Consider the following 19,180-nt stretch of genomic DNA (forward strand, 5'->3'; position numbering starts at 1 on the left):
TTCAGGTCCGCCGGCGAGCGCGCCGGCTGCGATAAGTATCAAGGATCACGGCGATGACGATCACCGCCCCGGTAATGATTCGTTTGGTCGGCTCGGTCGCGCCGATCTGCGCAAGCCCCGCGGCCAGCACGGAAATGATCAGCACACCGAAGAACGTACTGATGACCGAACCCCGCCCGCCCATCAGGCTGGTCCCGCCAATCACCACGGCGGCGATCACTTGCAACTCGAGGCCGGCGCCGGCGTTCGGGTCCGCCGCTTCCAGGCGGGATATCTGAAACAGTGCCGCCAACCCTGCGAGCAGCCCCATGAGCGAGAACACCAGGACCTTGTAAGGCTTGGGATTGATCCCGGCCAGGCGCACCGCTTCTTCGTTGGTGCCGATGCCGATCAGGTAACGGCCGAACACCGTACGCGTCAGCACGGCCTGCGCCAGGATGATCACCATCAAGGCAATGATGAAGGATGGGGAAATCCCGAAGGCAAACGGCTCGGACAGCCAGGCGAAGGCATCGCCGATGTAGGCGGTCCGCGAGTTGGTCATCTGATAGGCCACGCCCCGGGCCATCTCCAGCACCCCCAGCGAGACGATGAACGACGGGATGCGCCAGGCCACGGTGATCGAGCCGGTAATGGTGCCCGCCAACGCTGCGCAGCCCATCCCCAGCAGTGCTGCAGGCAACACACTCCAGCCCCAGCCGAGGATCGCTACGCTGACCGTCGAAGCCGCCAGGGCCAGCACCGAGCCCACCGACAGGTCTATGCCGCCGATGATCAGGACGAACGTCATGCCCACCGCCAGGACCATCAGATCGGGGATCTGGTTGGCCAGGGTGCTGAAAGTGGCGTAGGAAAGAAAATGACTGCTCAGCAGCGAGAACAGCACGATCATCGCCAGCAAGGCGCCCGCCAGGCCCAGATAAGTGCCAAGGCCAGTGTAAAGGCCGTTGCGCTTGCCGCCGGGCACTACGGGATCGGGAAGGGTGGAAGTTTTCATGGTGCGCTCCTGTGGGCAGGCTCATGGAGCAGTGCTTCGCGATTCCGGTAGCCGGCAAACGCGGCGGCCAGCAGTTGATCCTGGGTCCAGCTGTCACGCTCGAAGGTGTCGATCAAGCGCCCTGCCGAGAGCACGCCAATGCGATCGCAGATCAGCATCAACTCGCGCAGGTCGCTGGAGACCACCACTATCGCCTTGCCCTGACGGGTCAACTCCCCCAGCAATGCATAAATTTCAAATTTGGCGCCGACATCGATGCCCCGCGTCGGCTCATCGAACAGCAACACCCTGCAGTCGCGCTCCAGCCAACGGCCGATGACCACCTTTTGCTGATTGCCCCCGCTCAACTCGCCGACAACCTGATCGGCGCCTGAACTGCGAATACTCATGGCGTCGATCTGGCGCTGGGCCAAGGCACGCTCGGCCAAGGCATTGACCAGCCCACCCCGGGAAATCGCCGGCATATTGCCCAGGGCAATGTTGGCCGCGATCGATTGGGACAACAGCAGGCCCTCACCCTTGCGATCCTCGGTGATCAAGGCAATCCCGTGGCGAACGGCATCGACCGGCGAATGAATAGTCACGGGTGCAAGCGGCGACCCCATCTCGATGGCGCCGCTGTCGGCCGGATCGGCGCCATAGATCAAGCGCAGCAATTCGGTCCGCCCTGCCCCGATCAACCCGGAGATCCCGAAGATCTCGCCCTGACGCACCTGAAACGAGACATCCCGCACCTTGTCTGCCCGGCTTAGTCCCTTGACGGCCAGGATCGGCTCGCCAAACTGCCGCGCCCCCAGATCGATATGCTCGCCGACCGTGCGACCGACCATCAGGTTGACCAGTTGCGCGCTGTCGTAGCGAGCCATGGGCTCGACGCAGACCAGGTGACCGTCACGCAGCACGGCGATGCGCTGGGCGATACGCGCCAGCTCTTCGAGACGGTGGGAGATATAGACAATGGCCACGCCACGCTTGCGCAGCCGCGCGATTTGCGTGAAGAGCATCTCGACTTCGCGCGCCGTCAGCATCGCCGTCGGCTCGTCGAGGATCAGCACATGGCAATCGCCGATCAGGTTGCGGGCGATTTCAACCATCTGCTGATGACCGATACCCAGGTCGCCGACCAGGGTGTCCGGATCGATCGCCTCGAGCCCGACCTGGGCCATGGCCTCGAGTGCCGCCTGGCGCAACCTCTTGTGGCTTATCCAGCCACCCATGTTGGGCAGGTTGTCGAGGAACAGATTTTCGGCAACGGTAAGCGTCGCCAGCAGGTTCAGCTCCTGCATGACCATGCGCACGCCCAGCGCTTCGGCCCCCGCGCGGCTGCCCGGCCGATAGGGCTGCCCCTGAAACTGCATTTCACCGGTGGTTGGCAGCTCGAGACCACCGATGATTTTCGACAGCGTACTTTTACCGGCGCCATTCTCGCCGGTGAGGGCCAGCACCTCACCCGGCAGCAATGCCAGATCGATATCGGTCAGCACCGGTTGCGCGTAGGTCTTGCCGATACCGCTGACCGAAAGCACGGCCGTCGAGGCAGTCGCAGACATCAGGCTCTCTCCAGGGGCATTAGGTTTCTACGGTTTGGTAATCAGCTCGACCGGTGTCTGGATCACGTTGTTGGCGTCGACCTCGACGGGCTGGTTCTTGAGCATTTTCAGCGCCGCTTCAATGCCGAATACCGCTTGCCGGGCCGCGAACTGGTCTGCCGTGGCCAGCACCCGACCATCCTTCAGCATCGGCTTGATCGCATTGATGTTGTCGTAACCGACGACCTGGACCTTGCCCACCTTGCCCGCGGCACGAACGGCAGAAACGGCCCCCAGGGCCATGCTGTCGTTGCCGGCCAGCAGCGCCTTGAGGTCCGGATATTCGTTGAGCATCGCCGCGGCCACGGCGTTGCCCTTGTCGATCTCCCAGTTGCCGGACTGAACGGACACGACTTTCATCTGCGCCGCTTCCATTGCATCCTTGAAACCCGCCGTGCGCTGCTGGGCATTGGTGGTGGTCGATACCCCTTCGATGATGCCGACCTCATCACCGGCCGAAAGCTTGCCCGCCAGGTAGTCACCGACCAGGCGTGCCCCCTTGCGATTGTCGGGGCCAACGAACGGCACGCTGATGTTCTTGCTCTTGAGCACATCAGGATCGAGCTGGTTGTCGATGTTGACCACCTTGATGCCGGCATCCATGGCTTTCTTGACGACCGGAACCAGCGCCTTGGAGTCGGCCGGCGCGATGACCAGCGCATCGACTTTGGAGACGATCATCTGCTCGACGATGCGAATCTGGTTGCTGGTATCGGACTCGTCCTTGATGCCGTTGGAGACCAGGTCGAAATCGGCGGAGTGTTCTTGCTGATAGGCCTTGGCACCGTCTTCCATGGTGAGGAAGAACTCGTTGGCCAGGGATTTCATGACCAGGGCGACCTTGGGCTTTTCCGGGGTTTGGGCAGCCGCGGCAGAGAGCGGCAGTGCAGCGGACAGGGAGGCCAGCATGGCAACAGCGAGCAAGCGTCCAGCGAAGGGATGCTTCATGGGTTCACTCCGTTGATCTTATGATTATCGTGATTGCGAACCATCAGCCTGCCTGGACAAGACACTCAGCCGATCAGGGGCGCGCAAACGTTTGCGTTAGTAAACTATGGGAACACCGCGAGGGTTTGTCAACTCAACTCGCAGCCATCCAGCCTACCCTGCCATGCCCCTAAAAGTCCGTAGGACATTTCCTTAAAACTCTCGGAAATTCGATCCTGACTATGTAGTCGTATTCGGACTTTGGAATCAGGTGCCCACAAGACTAGTTCACAAAACGAAATTAATTCAATGATTATCAAGGAGTTATTTAAAAAATTCGGAAACCGTAATTACGACCGGGTGGTGGCCCATGACCTGAACCCGCAAAAGGCGCGGATTCTGGCCATGGTCGCCCTGACCAAGACCCCAGGACAGCAAGGAACTGCAACGGATGTTCCGGGAATACTGACCCCGTGAACCCAGCCGACCCCTGATCGCCAGCGCGGTCGGCCCTCACTCAGTCTTCAGCCTTGACGCTGGCGATCTCTTCCGTCTTGATCTTGTAATGCTTGCCCGCAATATCCGTGAACTCGATGAAGCCAGGCGGGTTAGTGGCATGCGGCTTATCCTTGGTCACGTATTCCGTACCATTTTGCAGGGTCACTACCGTCGGTGACGAGCACCCCGCCAAAGCCACCAGCGCGACTAACGCCAGCCACGAAAGCCCAAACCTTCTCCCGTTCATGTCAGACCCTCTTGTCAGTTGAACAGCGCATCGAAAAGCGTAGCGTCGATCTCGGTGATGCGTAGGGCTTTACACCCTTCCTGCTGATCACTGGACAGGCAAATCAGACGACGAGCAGCAGCCCGAAAAAAAATGCAGTCCGAGCCTGACTTAATCACCCCTCCCATTGTCAGAAGCGCACTTCAATGCACGAGTTGTTGCGATTTGTCTTACAGTGAAATACTGTATGCACGTACAGCTAAAACAAGGAATGCTTCGTGGCAAATACTTCTGCAGCACCGAATCCCGCCAGCAGCTATGAACAGCTCGGCCTGCGCATCCAGAAGATCATCAACTCTCCCACCGCACAAAAATCCAGGTCCGCCCTGATTTTCCGCCTGGAGCACGAGTCTCCCGATGACTGGGAAACCCTGCTCGAAGAAATCGCTGAAAACGACAATGTGACGCTGGCCCATCGCGATGATGGCGGCGTGCAGTTGTTCTGGGTCGTGCCGAAGGAAGATTGAACGGATGCGTGTTCGTGGTTTTGCAGTACTCGCTCTGCTGCTCGCTTTCAACGCCCAGGCCGACGCGCCGCGCACCTTCAACGAGGCCAAGAAAATCGCCTGGAAGCTCTACGCGCCACAGTCGACCGAGTTCTATTGCGGCTGCAAATACAGCGGCAACCGGGTCAACCTGGACGCCTGTGGTTATGTGCCGCGCAAGAATGCCAATCGCGCCGCGCGCATCGAATGGGAACATATCGTTCCGGCCTGGCAGATCGGCCATCAACGCCAATGCTGGCAGGATGGCGGGCGCAAGAACTGCTCGCGCAACGACCCGATCTACCAGCGCGCCGAAGCGGACTTGCATAACCTGGTGCCCAGCATCGGCGAGGTCAATGGCGATCGCAGCAACTTCAGCTTCGGCTGGTTGCCGGTACAGTCGGGACAATACGGTTCATGCCTGACCCAGGTCGACTTCAAGGCCAAGAAGGTCATGCCGCGTCCTTCCATTCGCGGCATGATCGCCCGCACCTACTTCTATATGAGCAAGCAGTACAACCTGCGCCTGTCCAAACAGGACCGGCAGCTCTATGAAGCCTGGGACAAGACCTATCCGGCCAAGGAGTGGGAGCGCCAGCGCAACCAGCAGGTTGCGTGCGTGATGGGGCGCGGCAATGACTTCGTCGGCCCGGTCAACCTCAACGCCTGCGGCTGACCCTCAGCCTCAGGTAAGCGTCAGCAGAAAATCGGCAGCCCGCCGGTAGCGCTCGATCCGCGCCAGGTCTTCAGGACCTGGCGCGACTATCCGGGAAAGGTCGCTGTTATCGGCAATGTCGGCGAGCTTGACGGCCTTGGCCAAGGGATCATCGGACAGCCTTTCGACGAAGGCCTGGTAGCTTTCATCCGGCCGCCGACTCAAGGCCTCGACCGCTGCCAGAATTTTCAGCGGGAAGCCTTCACGCGCGAGGTCGGCCAGGGTCATGGCCGAATCCTCCAGTACATCGTGCAGCACCGCGACGATCCGTTGCTCGGTCGTGTCGACCCGCATCATGACCCGCAGCGGGTGCAGTATGTAAGCCGCCCCCGCCTTGTCACGCTGCCCTTCATGGGCCTTGGCCGCAACCGCAATTGCCCGCTCCAGTGTGGACATATAGGCAGCTCCTCTCAGGCTTCTCGCGTCACGGACGCGTGTTGCTGCAGGTATCGGCGATTTCCATTCCTGACAAGAGCATAGCCCGAGAGCATCGACCTGTGCGAGCCACGGAAGCCGCCCTACTCCTGATGCTTGACCACGACCGACTCGATGCCCTGCGAAGCCATCAGTTGCGCCTTCTTGTCATCGGCTTCGGCCTTGCTGGTGAACGGACCGATCAACACCAGTGGCTTACCGTCCCGGGTCACCACGACGGGCACAAAACCATGCTCGACCAGACGTGCAGTCATGTCAGTGAGCGCGCCCATGTTGCTGCCCGAGACGATCTGCACATCCCAACTGGCTGCGGCCTGGTCCGCAGCGGCATGCTCCTCGCCACTGATCGGCCCTGCACCGCAAAGGGTACGGACCTCGGCGTTGGTCCCGTCCGGGTCGAATACGACCTTGAACTGGCCGTCGTTCTTGATCGCGGCATAACTCTGATAACCGCCATACACACCCGATGCGTCCTTGCTCTTGACCTGACCGCAGATATTGCCCTGATCGGTCGTGCGGACATTGGTGAACTTGGCCGACTTCGGATTCTGCAGCTTATCGGCCACCGCCTTGTGCGCGACCTCGACATCGCTGCCGCAACCGGTCAACGCCAACACTGCCATTACTACCGCCAATCTGCGCACACGCATCCCTCCGGGTTAGAAGGTCGGCATTTTATCATCGTGCACGGGTTTTACCGCGCGGCTGTTTTCCTGCGCCCTGAGCGCCAAGTTTTTTTTGAACGCAATCAAACACATGCAAGGCTCTGTTGTCTCAGGTTAGCGCGAACGAATTACCCCCGCGCCGAGGAGACGAGCGTGTTTTCACACCTTTTGAAATTCAGCCTGGCAGCCGTGGTCCTGGCATTGTCAGGGTGTTATTACCATGACTACGACGATGATGACGGTTGGCGCGACCGGGACCAATGGCGCCACGAGCATCGGCGGCACGACCATTATGATCGTTATGACCGCGACCATGACCGGCGTCGGGATTATGATGATCGGTAGGTGATTTCGGTCTTGCCTGTGATGGCCTCTTCGCTGGCAAGCCAACTCCCACAGGGTTCGACGGCGCACGGTCCTGTGGGAGCTGGCTTGCCGGATCGCCGGACCGCAGCGATGGGGACGACACGATCCCTTTGACGGAACGCAAAAACAAAAAAGGGCGACCCTCTCGGATCACCCTTTTTCACACCGCCCAGCAGAGCGGATTTTGTTTGGTAGGCGCGATTGGACTCGAACCAACGACCCCCACCATGTCAAGGTGGTGCTCTAACCAACTGAGCTACGTGCCTGCTGTGAGGCGGCATTCTACGGAATTTAATAGGGGTGTCAACTTCTTTTTTACACCTAAGCCTATGAATCTGCGTATTTTTTGCCGCAACCGGATGAAGAGATTTTCACGCCCATCTGGTGGACGGAATTTTTCTAGGGTAGGATCTGCACATTCGTTAAAGATATTAAACAGAGGTTGCAGGATGGCGAACACTACTTACCCACAGTCGTATTACGCGGCATCGGCCAATGCCGTCCCCGAGCGCCCGGCATTGCAAGATGACGTCTACACCGACGTGTGCGTGATCGGTGCAGGTTACACCGGCCTTTCCAGTGCGCTGTTCCTGCTCGAGCATGGCTTCAAGGTCACTGTCCTTGAAGCAGCCAAGGTCGGCTTCGGCGCTTCGGGCCGCAACGGCGGCCAGATCGTCAACAGCTACAGCCGCGATATCGACGTGATCGAACGCACTGTCGGCCCCAAGCAGGCACAACTGCTGGGCCAGATGGCCTTCGAGGGCGGCCGGATCATTCGCGAGCGCGTTGCCAAATATAATATACAGTGCGACCTCAAGGATGGTGGTGTCTTTGCAGCCATCACGCCAAAGCAGATGGGTCACCTGGAGTCCCAGAAGCGCCTTTGGGAGCGTTTCGGTCACACCCAGCTGGAGTTGATGGACCAGCGCCGCATCCGTGAAGTCGTTGCCTGCGACCAGTACGTCGGCGGCATGCTCGACATGAGCGGCGGCCATATTCACCCGCTGAACCTGGCCCTGGGCGAGGCAGCTGCGGTGGAATCCCTCGGCGGGACCATCTACGAACAGTCTCCTGCCACCCGTATCGATCGCGGCGCAAGCCCTGTCGTGCATACCCCGCAGGGCAAGGTCCACGCCAAGTTCGTGATCGTGGCCGGCAACGCCTATCTGGGCAACCTGGTACCGGAACTGGCATCCAAATCCATGCCGTGCGGCACGCAAGTGATCACCACCGAGCCGTTGGGTGAAGAACTGGCCCGCACCTTGTTGCCCCAGGACTACTGCGTCGAAGACTGCAATTATCTGCTCGATTACTACCGACTGACCAGCGACAAGCGCCTGATTTTCGGTGGTGGCGTGGTTTACGGTGCACGCGACCCGGCAAACATCGAAGCGATTATCCGCCCGAAAATGCTCAAGGCCTTCCCGCAGCTCAAGAACGTGAAGATCGACTACGCCTGGACCGGCAACTTCCTGCTGACCCTGTCGCGCTTGCCGCAAGTGGGTCGTCTGGGCGACAACATCTATTACTCGCAAGGTTGCAGCGGTCACGGCGTGACCTACACCCACCTGGCGGGCAAGGTGTTGGCCGAAGCCCTGCGTGGCCAGGCCGAACGCTTCGACGCGTTCGCCGACCTGCCGCACTACCCGTTCCCGGGTGGCCAGCTGCTGCGCACGCCGTTTACCGCAATGGGTGCCTGGTACTACAGCCTGCGTGATCGTCTGGGCGTCTGATACGCCTGAGGCTGAACCCTCACCTCGTTCCCACGCTCCGCGTGGGAACGCAGTGCCTGACGCTCCGCGTCACGACGCAGAGCGTCAGAGGAGGCATTCCCACGCGGAGCGTGGGAACGAGGCTGGGGGTGGAGTTGCGTCACTTGGCATCAATGGCCCGCGTCGCCTGCGCCGCGGCCTGCTCCTGCCCCGCCTGGCCCAAGTCATGGGCCGCCTTCAACCAACGCTGGCGATCCACCTGGGCCGGCAATTGGTTGGGCTTTTGTACCAGCACGGCCCAACTGCCCTCCTTCTCCCACGCCGACGTGAAACTGCCGAAGCTGATCTGCGTACGCCGATTCATGCCCGAGCGCAGCAACACGTTCTGCTTGTAACTGTCATACCCGACCAGCAAGGCATAACGCGGCTCCCCCATGAACGCGATGCCATCGCTGTAGCGCAATAACACCGGATTGCCCGCCGCGACCTGAGTCAGCAAGGCCGGCAGGTTGTGGTCCAGCGGATAGACCAGCATGCCGTAGTCACGGGCAACATTCTGGATCGAGCCCTCCAGGTTCGCCACGCCCGCTGGCAGGTTCAACGGCTTGTCGAGCAAACCCGGGGTAACCCTCACCCCCTGCTGTGCGAGCATGCTGGCCAAAGCCATCGAGCCGCTCTGGTTGGCGTAACCGCGAAAGAACGGCACGCCGTTGAGTTCCACCCGCTCGGGCAACCGGCGGATCTCGGGATCGACCGTACCGGCACACGCCGTCAGGGTCAGGGCCAGGGCGCAAGTCAGCAGCAGGCGCTTGGGCAAGGCAGAGTGCAATCGAGTCAGCATGAGTCAGTCACTTGTTCTGGCGCCGGATTGTCGACCATCCGGCCTGGCCCCTGATAATAGGGCGATGATGGCACCGGGTATAGCCTTTGTGTGCAGTTGGCCCTGCCCTATAGAGCAAACTGGCCCAAGCAGCTAGACCATTGGTCAATAGCTTGAAACACTCCAGCGGCTAGACTGTGACCTGTAGCGAGCGCGAGAGCTTGCGAAGTCTAAGGAGGCATTCATGAGCCTTGGCATGACCATCTTCATGTTGATCGTCGCCTGGCTGGCCGTTGCTGCCGCCATGCTGTGGGGCGTGATGCGAATCACCCGCCGCCATCACCACCACCCTCAGGTGCCACAGCCATCAACCCATGGGCGCAAGGACCACGCGAAACACGTATCGGCCCACTGATCCACCCCCAGGACAAACGAAAACGGCCGTCCCCGGTTCTCACCGGGGACGGCCGTTGTGCTTCAGCGACTGCTTCAGGCTTCGACTGCAGCCCGCTTCTGCCGGGCCCGCCGCGAAAGCATGTTCAAGCCTTCGATAGCGGCCGAGAAGGCCATTGCAGCGTAGACATAGCCCTTGGGCACATGAGCGCCAAAGCCTTCGGCGATCAGGGTCATGCCGATCATGATCAGGAACCCCAGGGCCAGCATCACCACCGTCGGATTGTCATTGATGAACTTCGCCAACGGCTCGGCAGCCAGCAACATCACCAGCACCGCAGCGATGACCGCGATGATCATGATCGGCAAGTGCTCGGTCATGCCCACGGCCGTGATGATGCTGTCGATGGAGAACACGATGTCGAGCATCAGGATCTGGCCGATCGCGGCGGCAAAGCCCAGCGATACCCGTGAAGACACGCCTTCTTCCAGCTGTTCGGCCTGGGACACCGGGTCGACGCTGTGATGGATCTCCTTGGTCGCCTTCCACAACAGGAACAGGCCACCGGCGATCAGGATCATGTCCTTCCAGGAGAACGCCTGGCCGAACACCTCGATGACCGGCTCGGTCAGTTGCACGATCCAGGCCACAGTACTCAACAAGCCCAGGCGCAACACCAGCGCCATGCTGATACCGATGCGGCGGGCCTTGGCCCGGTGCGCCACGGGCAGCTTGTTGGTCAGAATCGAAATGAAGATCAGGTTATCGATACCCAGCACGATTTCCATCACCACCAGGGTCGCCAGGGCAATCCAGGCGGTAGGGCTTGCAGCAAGTTCTAAAAGGTATTCCATGGGGCAATCCTGACGCGGCGGGGCCGACTGTTAAATTTCCTGGGACGTTTTACTGTGCTCGCCGGTAGGCGTCGCTTTTTTGCCCGACAACTCCTGGTTTGCGGAATGGAGCGCCTGTTGCGCTGCCTTGTTGGTTTCGTCGATGGCCTGCTTGGCCGATTCGGCCGCCTGGTTGAGCATGGTCTGGGCTGTTTTTTCGGCCTGGTCACAACCGCTGACGGCCATCAATGCGGCCATCAGGACCAGCGGAGTACCAATGGATTTGAGTTCGATCATGTGTTCCTCACGTGTACGGCCAGTCCTCGGATGCTGGCTCCTCGATAGCGATGCATTCTAAAGACAGCAACACATCAGGAAAATTCGTATTTATCCCGGTTATACTTCGGTTTTTACGAATCCGAGAATGCACATGCTCAATTACCGGCAGCTGCACTACTTCTGGGTCGTGGCCAAGACCGGCAGCATCGTACGTGCCGGCGAACAGTTGAACCTGACACCGCAGACCATCAGCGGACAGATCAACCTGCTCGAGCAAACCTACGGCATCGAATTGTTTCGACGGGTCGGCCGGCAGCTCGAACTGACCGAGACCGGCCGCCAGACGCTGCCCTACGCCGAACAGATGTTCCAGATGGGCAACGAACTGGAAGCCATGCTGCGGGCCCAACCCGGCGAACAACAGATCGTGTTCAGGGTCGGGGTCGCCGACGTGGTGCCCAAGTCCATCGTCTACCGTCTCATCGCGCCGACCATGGAATTGAGTGAGCCGATCCGCATCACTTGCCGCGAAGACAAGCTCGAACGCTTGCTGGCCGACCTTGCGATCCAGCGCCTGGACTTGGTGATTTCCGACAGCCCCATGCCCAGCCACCTGGACATCAAGGGCTACAGCCAGAAGTTGGGCGAATGCGGGGTCAGCTTCTTCGCCACCGAGGCGTTGGCCGCACGCTGCGAGGAGGCGTTCCCGGCCTGCCTGCACCATGCGCCCCTGTTGATTCCGGGCCCGGAAACGGTCGTGCGCAGTCGGCTGCTGCGCTGGTTCGCCGAACAACAGTTGCAGCCACGGATTATCGGCGAGTTCGATGACAGCGCCTTGATGCAGGCCTTTGGCCAATCGGGCAGTGGCATCTTCATCGCCCCCAGCGTGATCGCCGATGAAGTGTGCAAGCAATACGGGGTCAGGCTGATCGGGCAGACCGATGCGGTCACCGAATCGTTCTATGCCATCTCGGTGGAACGCAAGGTCAAGCACCCCGGCATCGTCGCCATCACCGAGGGCGCCCGACGCGAGCTGTTTACCGATCAGGCAGTGACCTGAGGCCCGCTTGCCCTACAATTGCCCTTTCCCTCGCCCGAAAAGGAGTTCCCGTGCAGCCGGTGATTTCGGTTCAGAACCTGAACAAGACCTACGCGTCCGGCCACCCGGCGCTGAAAAATATCAACCTGCAGATCCACAAGGGTGAAATCTTCGCCCTGCTAGGCCCCAATGGCGCTGGCAAGACCACGCTGATCAGCATCATTTGCGGCATCGTCAATATCGGCGACGGCCAGGTACTGGTTGGCGCAAAGGATATCCGTGCCGACTATCGCGCCGCCCGCTCGCAAATCGGCCTGGTGCCCCAGGAGCTGGTCAACGACGTGTTCGAGACTGTCTGGGCCACCGTGCAATTCAGCCGCGGGCTATTCGGCAAAAAACCGAACCCGGCCTATCTGGAACAGCTGTTGCGCGACCTGTCCCTGTGGGACAAGCGTGACGCCAAGTTGTTCGAACTGTCCGGGGGCATGAAGCGCCGCGTGATGATCGCCAAGGCGCTATCCCATGAGCCAAGCATCCTGTTTCTCGATGAACCCACCGCCGGCGTCGACGTAGAACTGCGCCGCGACATGTGGGAGATGGTCCGGCGCCTGCGCGAACGCGGGGTGACCATCATCCTCACCACCCATTACATCGAAGAAGCCGAGGAAATGGCCGATCGTATCGGCGTGATCCGCAACGGCGAGATCATCCTGATCGAAGACAAGACCACACTGATGCGCAAACTGGGCAAGAAGCAGCTCATCGTGCAGCTCAAGCAACCCCTGAGCGCCGTGCCCGGCGCTCTCGCCGGCTACCCTCTGGAGCTGGTCGATGATGGCCATGCTCTGGTATTCACCTTCGACGCCCAGCGCGAACACACCGGCATTGCCGAACTGCTCAAGGACCTGGACCGCAATGCCATCGACTTCAAGGACCTGCAGTCGAGCCAAAGCTCGCTGGAAGATATTTTCGTCAGCCTGGTGAGGGCCTCGGCATGAATTTCCATGCAATCCGCGCAATCTACACGTTCGAACTGTCGCGCACCTGGCGGACCCTGTTGCAGAGTATCGCCACCCCGGTGATCTCCACTTCCCTGTACTTCGTGGTGTTCGGCTCGGCCATCGGTTCGAGCATGACCCAGGTTCAAGGCATCAGTTACGGCGCCTTTATCGTGCCGGGGCTGATCATGCTGGCGCTGCTGACCGAAAGCATTTCCAATGCCTCGTTCGGCATCTACATGCCCAAGTATTCGGGGACCATCTATGAGCTGTTGTCGGCCCCGATCTCGTACCTCGAAATCCTGATCGGCTACGTCGGCGCAGCGGCCACCAAGTCAATCATTCTGGGCCTGATCATCCTGGTCACGGCGCGCCTGTTCGTCGACTTCCAGATTGCACACCCTTGGGTGATGGCACTGTTTCTGGTGCTGACGGCCGTCACCTTCAGCCTGTTCGGCTTCATCATCGGGATCTGGGCCAACGGCTGGGAAAAACTGCAGGTGGTGCCGGCACTGATCATCACCCCGCTGACCTTCCTGGGCGGCAGCTTCTACTCGATCGGCATGCTGCCGCCGCTGTGGCAAAAAATCACCCTGTTCAACCCGGTGGTTTATCTGATCAGCGGCTTTCGCTGGAGCTTCTATGGTGTGGCGGACGTCAACGTCTGGGTCAGTATCGGCATGACGCTGGGCTTCTTGCTGGCGTGCATCGCGGTGGTGAGCTGGATTTTCAAGACAGGCTATCGCTTGCGCCATTGACCTCTGGCGTAAACCAGCGACTCATCAACAACACTGCCAGCATGGCCGCCAGGGCGATCAGCCCGGCGGCGGCAAAACCCAGGCTGACCAGCCCCAGGGTGTCGATCACCCGACCACCGATCAACGCGCCCAGGCCAATACCCAGGTTGCCCCCGGCGATATTGAGCGATGCGCCGAAGGCTGGCGCCTGGGGTGCGGCCTTGATCAGCCGGACATGGCTGACCAGAAACAGCGCCGCCTGGGTCACGCCCCAGATCCCCAGCGCCACGGCCAGGCCGACCAGCGAATGGATGCTCGGCACCAGCGCCACCATGCCGACGATCATGAAACTGCAGAACACCAACGAGGCAATCAAGGGATGGCGATCGACCATTCGTCCGCCCATGCTATTGCCGATCAAGCCCACGGCGCCGAAGCCCATCAGGCACCAGCCCACCACCGTGCCGTCGAAACCGGCCAAGCGCTCCAGGATGTCGGCCAGGTAGGTGTAGGCCGTGAACATGCCACTGAACACCAGCACCGACAGCAGCACATGGCCGAGCATCAATGGGCTGCGCAGGAGGGCGAACTGTTCCCGTAGCGAGACAGGTTCGTCGTGCCGCCGGGTCCTGGGCAGAAAGCCGTACAGCAAGAACGCCTTGGCAAAGGCCACCAGCGCCAGGACACCAAACGCGGCGCGCCAGCCCAGGACATCGCCGATCAAGGTGCCGACGGGAATGCCGAACACCGTGGCGCAGACCACGCCGAAACTGATTTTTGCGATGGCCTTGCCGGCATGGTCCGGCCCGACGATATCCACGGCCGTTTCACTGGCCAGGGCCCAGAACACCGGCAGGCCCAGCGCCGGGATCAAACGAGCCAGGCCCATCATATAAATATTCGAGGCCAGCGCTGCCAGGGCATTGGACAGGCCGAAGACCACCAGAATGGTAATGAACAGACGCTTGCGCTCGAAACGCGTGCAGTAGGCCGTCAGAAAAGGTCCACAACAGGCCACGGTAAAGGCGAACAAGGTCACCAGAAGGCCCGCCTGCGACACGCTCACCTGCAGGTCACGGGCAATGGCCGGCAACAGGCCGACAATGATGAACTCTGTGGTCAGCACCGTGAAACCGGCGGCGGCCAACAAGAGAATGGGCAATAACATGAAAACTCCAGGAAACGAGTTTTTGCGACCGCTACGCGCTCGAGCGCATAGCGGTCGCAAAACGCCAGGCAAAAAAAAGGGCGCGCATCTTAACAGCAGAAACGGTTGACACCAATCAAGGCAAAGCCTCACGTCCCTGTGCTAAAGTCGCGCCCCTTTCGCGCCAGCCATCCGCTGCCGCATGCTCCTGCGCCTTACGGCAGGCCCACAAGGCCGGCCCTTTGAACAAGACAGAGACACTTCAATGACCGCTGCCTCCAACCCCGTCATGAACCTGCTGAACCGCACCAGCCTGGTCATGCAGATCCTCATCGGCCTGATTGCCGGTGTCGCCCTGGCGCTGCTGTTCCCGGCCGCCGCCCTGCAATTGGCCTTCATCGGCAAACTGTTCGTCTCGGCCCTCAAGGCCGTGGCGCCGGTCCTGGTGTTCGTGTTGGTGATGGCGTCGATCGCCAACCACAAGCACGGTCAGGAAACCCATATCCGCCCGATTCTGGTCCTCTATCTGCTCGGTACCTTCGGCGCAGCCGTGGTCGCGGTCATCGCCAGCATGGCGTTCCCTTCGAGCCTGGCCCTGGCAACCCACGATGTGCCGGTCAGCGCCCCGGGCGGTATCGGTGAAGTCATGCAGGGGTTGCTGCTCAGCGTGGTGGAGAACCCGATCAGCGCCCTGATGAACGCCAACTTCATCGGCATCCTGGCCTGGGCCATCGGTCTGGGCATCGCCATACGCCATGCCGGCGAAACTACCCGCACCGTGCTCGGCGACCTGTCCAACGGCGTCACCCTGGTTGTACGTGCCGTCATTCGCTGCGCGCCGCTCGGTATCTTCGGCCTGGTCGCCTCGACACTCGCGCAATCGGGCCTGGGCGCCCTGCTCGGCTACTTGCACCTGCTGCTGGTGCTGATCGGCTGCATGCTGTTCGTCGCCCTGGTGATGAACCCGCTGATCGTTTTCTGGAAGCTGCGCCGCAACCCCTACCCGCTGGTATTCACCTGCCTGCGCGAAAGCGGCATTACTGCCTTCTTCACCCGCAGCTCGGCTGCCAACATTCCGGTCAACCTGGCCTTGAGCGAGAAACTGGGGCTGCATGAAGACACGTACTCGGTATCGATCCCGCTGGGGGCAACCATCAACATGGCCGGCGCGGCAATCACCATTACCGTACTGACCCTGGCCGCCGTGCACACCCTGGGCATTGCCGTCGACTGGCCGACCGCCGTACTGCTGAGCCTGGTGGCAGCGATCTGCGCCTGTGGTGCTTCGGGGGTGGCCGGGGGGTCGCTGCTGTTGATTCCACTGGCGTGCAGCCTGTTCGGCATCCCCAGCGAAATCGCCATGCAGGTGGTTGCGGTAGGTTTCATCATCGGCATCCTGCAGGACTCGGCGGAAACCGCGCTGAACTCCTCCACCGACGTGCTGTTCACCGCAGCGGCGTGCCTGGCGCAGGACGAACCGACTGTCCGCGCCTGACCCTCGACAATGTGCCCGACACCTTGTATGCCGGGCACAGCGGTCAAATCAGAACGCGCCCATGAAGTCGCGCTTGCCCACTTCCACACCGTTGTGACGCAGGATCGCGTAGGTGGTGGTCACGTGGAAGAAGAACTGTGGCAGGCCGTAGCTCAGCAGGTAGCTCTGGCCGGTGAAGCGCTTCTCTTTGTCGGTGCCCGGGCGAGTGACGATTTCGCGCCCTTCCTGGCCGTCGATTTGCTCAGGCTTGATGCCGTCGACGAACGCCAGGACCTTTTTCAGCAAGTCCTGCAACTCGGCGAAGGTTTGCTCGGTATCCGGGTAGGACGGCACTTCGACACCCGCCAGACGGGCGGAAACGCCCTTGGCGAAATCAACGGCAATCTGCACCTGACGGGTCAGCGGGAACATATCCGGATACAAACGCGCCTGCAGCAATGCGTTGGGATCGATTTTCTTTGCGGTGGCATGGGCTTCAGCCTTGGCCAGCACGCCGCTCAGGGCAGTGAGCATCTGTTTGAAAACCGGAACGGAGGCTGCGTACAGAGAAATACTCATGAAATATCCTGATAGATTGATGACACAGTGAAGGGGTGGCTTGTCTTTCAGTGCGCTGCGCACCTAGGCTAGGGCTTTCATTCGCAAAGAGACAGGGCCATGTCCGCCGAACACGATACTCCTTCTGCCGCCACGCTCAACAGTACGGAAATCCGGATCCTGGGTTCGCTGATCGAGAAACAGGCCACCAGCCCCGAAACCTACCCCCTGACCCTCAATGCCCTGGTGCTGGCCTGCAACCAGAAAACCAGCCGCGAGCCGGTCACCAACCTGACCCAGGGCCAGGTCGGCCAGAGCCTGCGCGCGCTCGAAGGCCGGGGCATGGCGCGCCTGGTGATGGGCAGCCGTGCCGACCGCTGGGAGCACCGCATCGACAAGGCCCTGGAACTGGTCCCGGCCCAGGTCACGCTGATCGGCCTGATGTTCCTGCGCGGTCCGCAGACCGTCAACGAGCTGTTGACCCGTAGCGGACGCATGCATGAATTCGAAGATGCCGAACAGGTCGTGCACCAGCTCGAGCGTCTGATCGCCCGCGGCTTTGCCCTGTTGATCCCGCGCCAGGCCGGCCAGCGCGAAGACCGTTACACCCACGCCCTGGGCGACCCGGCCGACATCGAGGCGATCCTGGCGGCACGCCAGAATGCCCCGGAGCGCGGGTCGGGCCCTGCCGTGTCGGCCGAACGCATCGACGAGCTGGAAGCACGCATCGCCGCACTCGAGGAGCGCCTGGCCCGGCTTGAGTAAGCCTGCTCAGCCGCGGGCGTACTCGGTCGCCAGCCGGACCTGCTCCAGGTCCGGCCGCACGCCGGTGTAGAGCACGAATTGCTCCAGTGCCTGGATGGCGATCACCTCAAGGCCGGTAATCACTTGCTTACCGTGGGCCCGACCGCGTTGAATCATTGGCGTTTCAGCGGGCATCGCGACAACGTCGAACAACGTCTGCGCCGCATCAATCGCCTGCGCCTCGAACGCCAGCCGATCGGCCTCCTCGCCCCCGGCCATGCCGATCGGCGTCACATTCACCAGCATCTGCGGGCGCAGTTCACCCAGTTCGGCACGCCACCCATAGCCACAGGCATCGGCCAGCGCTCGCCCGGCCTGCTCGTTGCGGGCGATGATCGTCCCCTGCCCGAACCCGGCATCACGTAGCGCCGAGGCCACTGCCTTGGCCATGCCGCCGCTGCCACGCAAGGCGAACGACGTCTGCGCGCTCAGCCCATGGCTTTCGAGCAACTGGCGGATGGCAATGTAATCGGTGTTGTAGGCCTTCAGATGGCCGGCCGTATTGACGATCGTGTTGATCGACTGGATCGCCGCCGCCGAGGCGTCCAGCTCATCGACCAGGGCAATGCAGGCTTCCTTGTACGGCATGGACACGCCACAGCCGCGAATGCCCAGCGCGCGAATACCGCCTATCGCTGCCGGCAGGTCGTGGGTGGTCAGGGCCTTATAGTAATAGTTGAGGCCCAACTGCTCATACAGATGGTTATGAAAGCGCACGCCGAAATTTCCCGGCCTTCCCGCCAGCGACATGCACAACACAGTGTCTTTGTTTGGGACAAGGGGCATCGTTTTTCTCCATGGGCACGGCTTCAAGACGCGCGCAGTATGCCCCATGAAGGCGCAGGGATGCAGGCCCGCGACCGCTTGTCCGGCCTTACAAAACCTTTACTCAATGCGCGTGTCACCCCTGACGTTTCGGCTGTCATATTAGTATCCCCAGCGACAATAAACGGGTCTATCGCAGACACCTTCGCCGGGGATGCACCAGAGGATCGATCATGATTCGTCAATTCCCCAAGATTGCCTTGCTCATCGGCTCGTTGGCCCTGGCAAGCCAGGCGTCCGCCCATGGCGGTGGTCACGGCGGCTATTATTATGGCCCCGGTCCGCTGCTGGGTGCCGCCGTGGTCGGAGCGGTAGTGGGTGCGGCGATTGGCTATAACAGCCGACCTGTCTACGTTCAACAGCAGCCGGTTTACGTGCAGCAACCGGTCTATGTTCAACAGCCGGTCTATGTGGCGCCGCCCCCGGTCTACTACCAACCGTATCCACCGCCACCGCCACCGCGTTACTACGGCCCGGTGTATTACGGACCGCCACGCTGGTAACGGCGGGCCTGGGGCAGGTCGAGGTGCAGACCTGCCTCATTGGCATCAATGAGCACTATCGAGCGCGATGATTTCTCCCGGATCAGCAGGCGCC

Annotated in this window: 23 protein-coding genes, 1 tRNA gene and 1 pseudogene; 12 read left to right on the forward strand and 13 right to left on the reverse strand. The window is 60.9% G+C overall.

What is annotated here, in order from left to right; translation table 11 throughout:
• Position 1: 1 nt before the first annotated feature.
• The 3 genes from F2S13_RS09460 to F2S13_RS09470 are packed head-to-tail and all read right to left on the reverse strand — an operon-like array spanning position 2 to position 3,534.
• The gene (locus tag F2S13_RS09460) at positions 2-997 is read right to left on the reverse strand and encodes an ABC transporter permease (RefSeq protein WP_166360216.1); all 996 of its coding nucleotides are present in this window, start codon (positions 995-997) and stop codon (positions 2-4) included.
• Positions 994-2,547, reverse strand: coding sequence for a sugar ABC transporter ATP-binding protein (locus tag F2S13_RS09465; RefSeq protein ID WP_166360217.1), 1,554 nt, complete (start codon positions 2,545-2,547; stop codon positions 994-996). Before F2S13_RS09465 ends, F2S13_RS09460 begins: the two co-directional genes overlap by 4 nt.
• 27 nt (positions 2,548-2,574) lie before the next feature.
• Positions 2,575-3,534 carry a sugar ABC transporter substrate-binding protein gene (locus F2S13_RS09470; RefSeq protein ID WP_166360218.1) on the reverse strand — a complete coding sequence of 320 codons (960 nt, stop codon included), beginning with the start codon at positions 3,532-3,534 and terminating at the stop codon, positions 2,575-2,577.
• 333 nt (positions 3,535-3,867) lie between these two features.
• Here F2S13_RS09470 and F2S13_RS09475 point away from each other — a divergent pair.
• Positions 3,868-3,982: pseudogene (locus tag F2S13_RS09475) on the forward strand (L-asparaginase); the annotation flags it as partial.
• A 48-nt stretch (positions 3,983-4,030) separates the two neighbouring features.
• Here the strand turns inward: F2S13_RS09475 and F2S13_RS09480 are convergent.
• Entirely contained in the window at positions 4,031-4,258 is a 228-nt protein-coding gene (locus F2S13_RS09480) for a YgdI/YgdR family lipoprotein (RefSeq protein WP_166360219.1), read from the reverse strand.
• Positions 4,259-4,515: 257 nt separating this feature from the next.
• Here F2S13_RS09480 and F2S13_RS09485 point away from each other — a divergent pair, with 257 nt between their 5' ends.
• Both F2S13_RS09485 and F2S13_RS09490 read left to right on the forward strand, forming a co-directional pair.
• On the forward strand, positions 4,516-4,764 hold the full coding sequence (locus tag F2S13_RS09485) for a DUF1654 domain-containing protein (protein WP_166360220.1): 249 nt from the start codon (positions 4,516-4,518) through the stop codon (positions 4,762-4,764).
• A 4-nt stretch (positions 4,765-4,768) separates the two neighbouring features.
• On the forward strand, positions 4,769-5,458 hold the full coding sequence (locus F2S13_RS09490; RefSeq protein ID WP_166360221.1) for an endonuclease: 690 nt from the start codon (positions 4,769-4,771) through the stop codon (positions 5,456-5,458).
• A gap of 9 nt (positions 5,459-5,467) precedes the next feature.
• On the opposite strand, the gene F2S13_RS09495 is transcribed toward F2S13_RS09490, so the two are convergent.
• Both F2S13_RS09495 and F2S13_RS09500 read right to left on the reverse strand, forming a co-directional pair.
• The gene (locus tag F2S13_RS09495) at positions 5,468-5,893 is read right to left on the reverse strand and encodes a GTP pyrophosphokinase (RefSeq protein ID WP_166360222.1); all 426 of its coding nucleotides are present in this window, start codon (positions 5,891-5,893) and stop codon (positions 5,468-5,470) included.
• Positions 5,894-6,015: 122 nt separating this feature from the next.
• A complete protein-coding gene (locus tag F2S13_RS09500) occupies positions 6,016-6,576 on the reverse strand; it encodes an SPOR domain-containing protein (protein ID WP_166360223.1) in 561 nt (186 codons plus the stop codon).
• A 241-nt stretch (positions 6,577-6,817) separates the two neighbouring features.
• Between F2S13_RS09500 and F2S13_RS29625 the strand changes: the two genes are divergently transcribed.
• Entirely contained in the window at positions 6,818-6,946 is a 129-nt protein-coding gene (locus F2S13_RS29625) for a hypothetical protein (RefSeq protein ID WP_281354545.1), read from the forward strand.
• A gap of 206 nt (positions 6,947-7,152) precedes the next feature.
• Here F2S13_RS29625 and F2S13_RS09505 read toward each other — a convergent pair.
• A tRNA-Val gene (locus tag F2S13_RS09505) sits at positions 7,153-7,229 on the reverse strand.
• A 183-nt stretch (positions 7,230-7,412) separates the two neighbouring features.
• On the opposite strand from F2S13_RS09505, the gene F2S13_RS09510 reads away from it, so the two are divergent.
• On the forward strand, positions 7,413-8,696 hold the full coding sequence (locus F2S13_RS09510; RefSeq protein WP_166360224.1) for an NAD(P)/FAD-dependent oxidoreductase: 1,284 nt from the start codon (positions 7,413-7,415) through the stop codon (positions 8,694-8,696).
• A 139-nt stretch (positions 8,697-8,835) separates the two neighbouring features.
• Here F2S13_RS09510 and F2S13_RS09515 read toward each other — a convergent pair whose 3' ends face one another.
• Positions 8,836-9,516 carry a peptidase C39 family protein gene (locus F2S13_RS09515; RefSeq protein ID WP_166360225.1) on the reverse strand — a complete coding sequence of 227 codons (681 nt, stop codon included), beginning with the start codon at positions 9,514-9,516 and terminating at the stop codon, positions 8,836-8,838.
• Between the two features lie 223 nt (positions 9,517-9,739).
• Here F2S13_RS09515 and F2S13_RS09520 point away from each other — a divergent pair, with 223 nt between their 5' ends.
• The gene (locus F2S13_RS09520) at positions 9,740-9,910 is read left to right on the forward strand and encodes a hypothetical protein (protein ID WP_166360226.1); all 171 of its coding nucleotides are present in this window, start codon (positions 9,740-9,742) and stop codon (positions 9,908-9,910) included.
• Positions 9,911-9,984: 74 nt separating this feature from the next.
• On the opposite strand, the gene F2S13_RS09525 is transcribed toward F2S13_RS09520, so the two are convergent.
• Positions 9,985-10,743, reverse strand: a complete 759-nt coding sequence (locus tag F2S13_RS09525) for a TerC family protein (protein WP_166360227.1) — start codon at positions 10,741-10,743, stop codon at positions 9,985-9,987.
• Between the two features lie 30 nt (positions 10,744-10,773).
• Positions 10,774-11,019: a hypothetical protein gene (locus F2S13_RS09530; RefSeq protein ID WP_166360228.1), complete on the reverse strand. Its 246-nt coding sequence runs from the start codon at positions 11,017-11,019 to the stop codon at positions 10,774-10,776.
• A gap of 133 nt (positions 11,020-11,152) precedes the next feature.
• Between F2S13_RS09530 and nhaR the strand changes: the two genes are divergently transcribed.
• Genes nhaR through F2S13_RS09545 form a run of 3 tightly spaced genes read left to right on the forward strand, consistent with a single transcriptional unit; the run spans position 11,153 to position 13,796 of the window.
• Positions 11,153-12,061 (forward strand): transcriptional activator NhaR, encoded by a 909-nt coding sequence (gene nhaR, locus F2S13_RS09535; protein ID WP_166360265.1) that lies wholly within the window; start codon positions 11,153-11,155, stop codon positions 12,059-12,061.
• 50 nt (positions 12,062-12,111) lie between these two features.
• Complete coding sequence (locus F2S13_RS09540; protein WP_166360229.1) at positions 12,112-13,038, forward strand: ATP-binding cassette domain-containing protein; 927 nt, start codon at positions 12,112-12,114, stop codon at positions 13,036-13,038.
• Positions 13,035-13,796, forward strand: coding sequence for an ABC transporter permease (locus F2S13_RS09545; protein WP_166360230.1), 762 nt, complete (start codon positions 13,035-13,037; stop codon positions 13,794-13,796). Before F2S13_RS09540 ends, F2S13_RS09545 begins: the two co-directional genes overlap by 4 nt.
• On the opposite strand, the gene F2S13_RS09550 is transcribed toward F2S13_RS09545, so the two are convergent.
• Positions 13,768-14,943: an MFS transporter gene (locus F2S13_RS09550; protein WP_166360231.1), complete on the reverse strand. Its 1,176-nt coding sequence runs from the start codon at positions 14,941-14,943 to the stop codon at positions 13,768-13,770. The genes F2S13_RS09545 and F2S13_RS09550 overlap by 29 nt on opposite strands.
• 244 nt (positions 14,944-15,187) lie before the next feature.
• On the opposite strand from F2S13_RS09550, the gene sstT reads away from it, so the two are divergent.
• A complete protein-coding gene (gene sstT, locus F2S13_RS09555) occupies positions 15,188-16,417 on the forward strand; it encodes a serine/threonine transporter SstT (protein ID WP_166360232.1) in 1,230 nt (409 codons plus the stop codon).
• A 48-nt stretch (positions 16,418-16,465) separates the two neighbouring features.
• Here sstT and F2S13_RS09560 read toward each other — a convergent pair whose 3' ends face one another.
• Positions 16,466-16,975: a DUF1993 domain-containing protein gene (locus tag F2S13_RS09560; RefSeq protein WP_166360233.1), complete on the reverse strand. Its 510-nt coding sequence runs from the start codon at positions 16,973-16,975 to the stop codon at positions 16,466-16,468.
• A gap of 99 nt (positions 16,976-17,074) precedes the next feature.
• Here F2S13_RS09560 and F2S13_RS09565 point away from each other — a divergent pair, with 99 nt between their 5' ends.
• Positions 17,075-17,719, forward strand: a complete 645-nt coding sequence (locus F2S13_RS09565; protein ID WP_166360234.1) for a YceH family protein — start codon at positions 17,075-17,077, stop codon at positions 17,717-17,719.
• Between the two features lie 6 nt (positions 17,720-17,725).
• On the opposite strand, the gene F2S13_RS09570 is transcribed toward F2S13_RS09565, so the two are convergent.
• Positions 17,726-18,544: a shikimate 5-dehydrogenase gene (locus F2S13_RS09570; RefSeq protein ID WP_166360235.1), complete on the reverse strand. Its 819-nt coding sequence runs from the start codon at positions 18,542-18,544 to the stop codon at positions 17,726-17,728.
• 212 nt (positions 18,545-18,756) lie between these two features.
• Between F2S13_RS09570 and F2S13_RS09575 the strand changes: the two genes are divergently transcribed.
• Complete coding sequence (locus F2S13_RS09575; RefSeq protein ID WP_166360236.1) at positions 18,757-19,086, forward strand: hypothetical protein; 330 nt, start codon at positions 18,757-18,759, stop codon at positions 19,084-19,086.
• The last annotated feature ends 94 nt before the right edge of the window (positions 19,087-19,180 follow it).

Origin of the sequence: Pseudomonas akapageensis, assembly GCF_011355085.1 — a bacterium.
GTDB classification, from domain to species: domain Bacteria; phylum Pseudomonadota; class Gammaproteobacteria; order Pseudomonadales; family Pseudomonadaceae; genus Aquipseudomonas; species Aquipseudomonas akapageensis.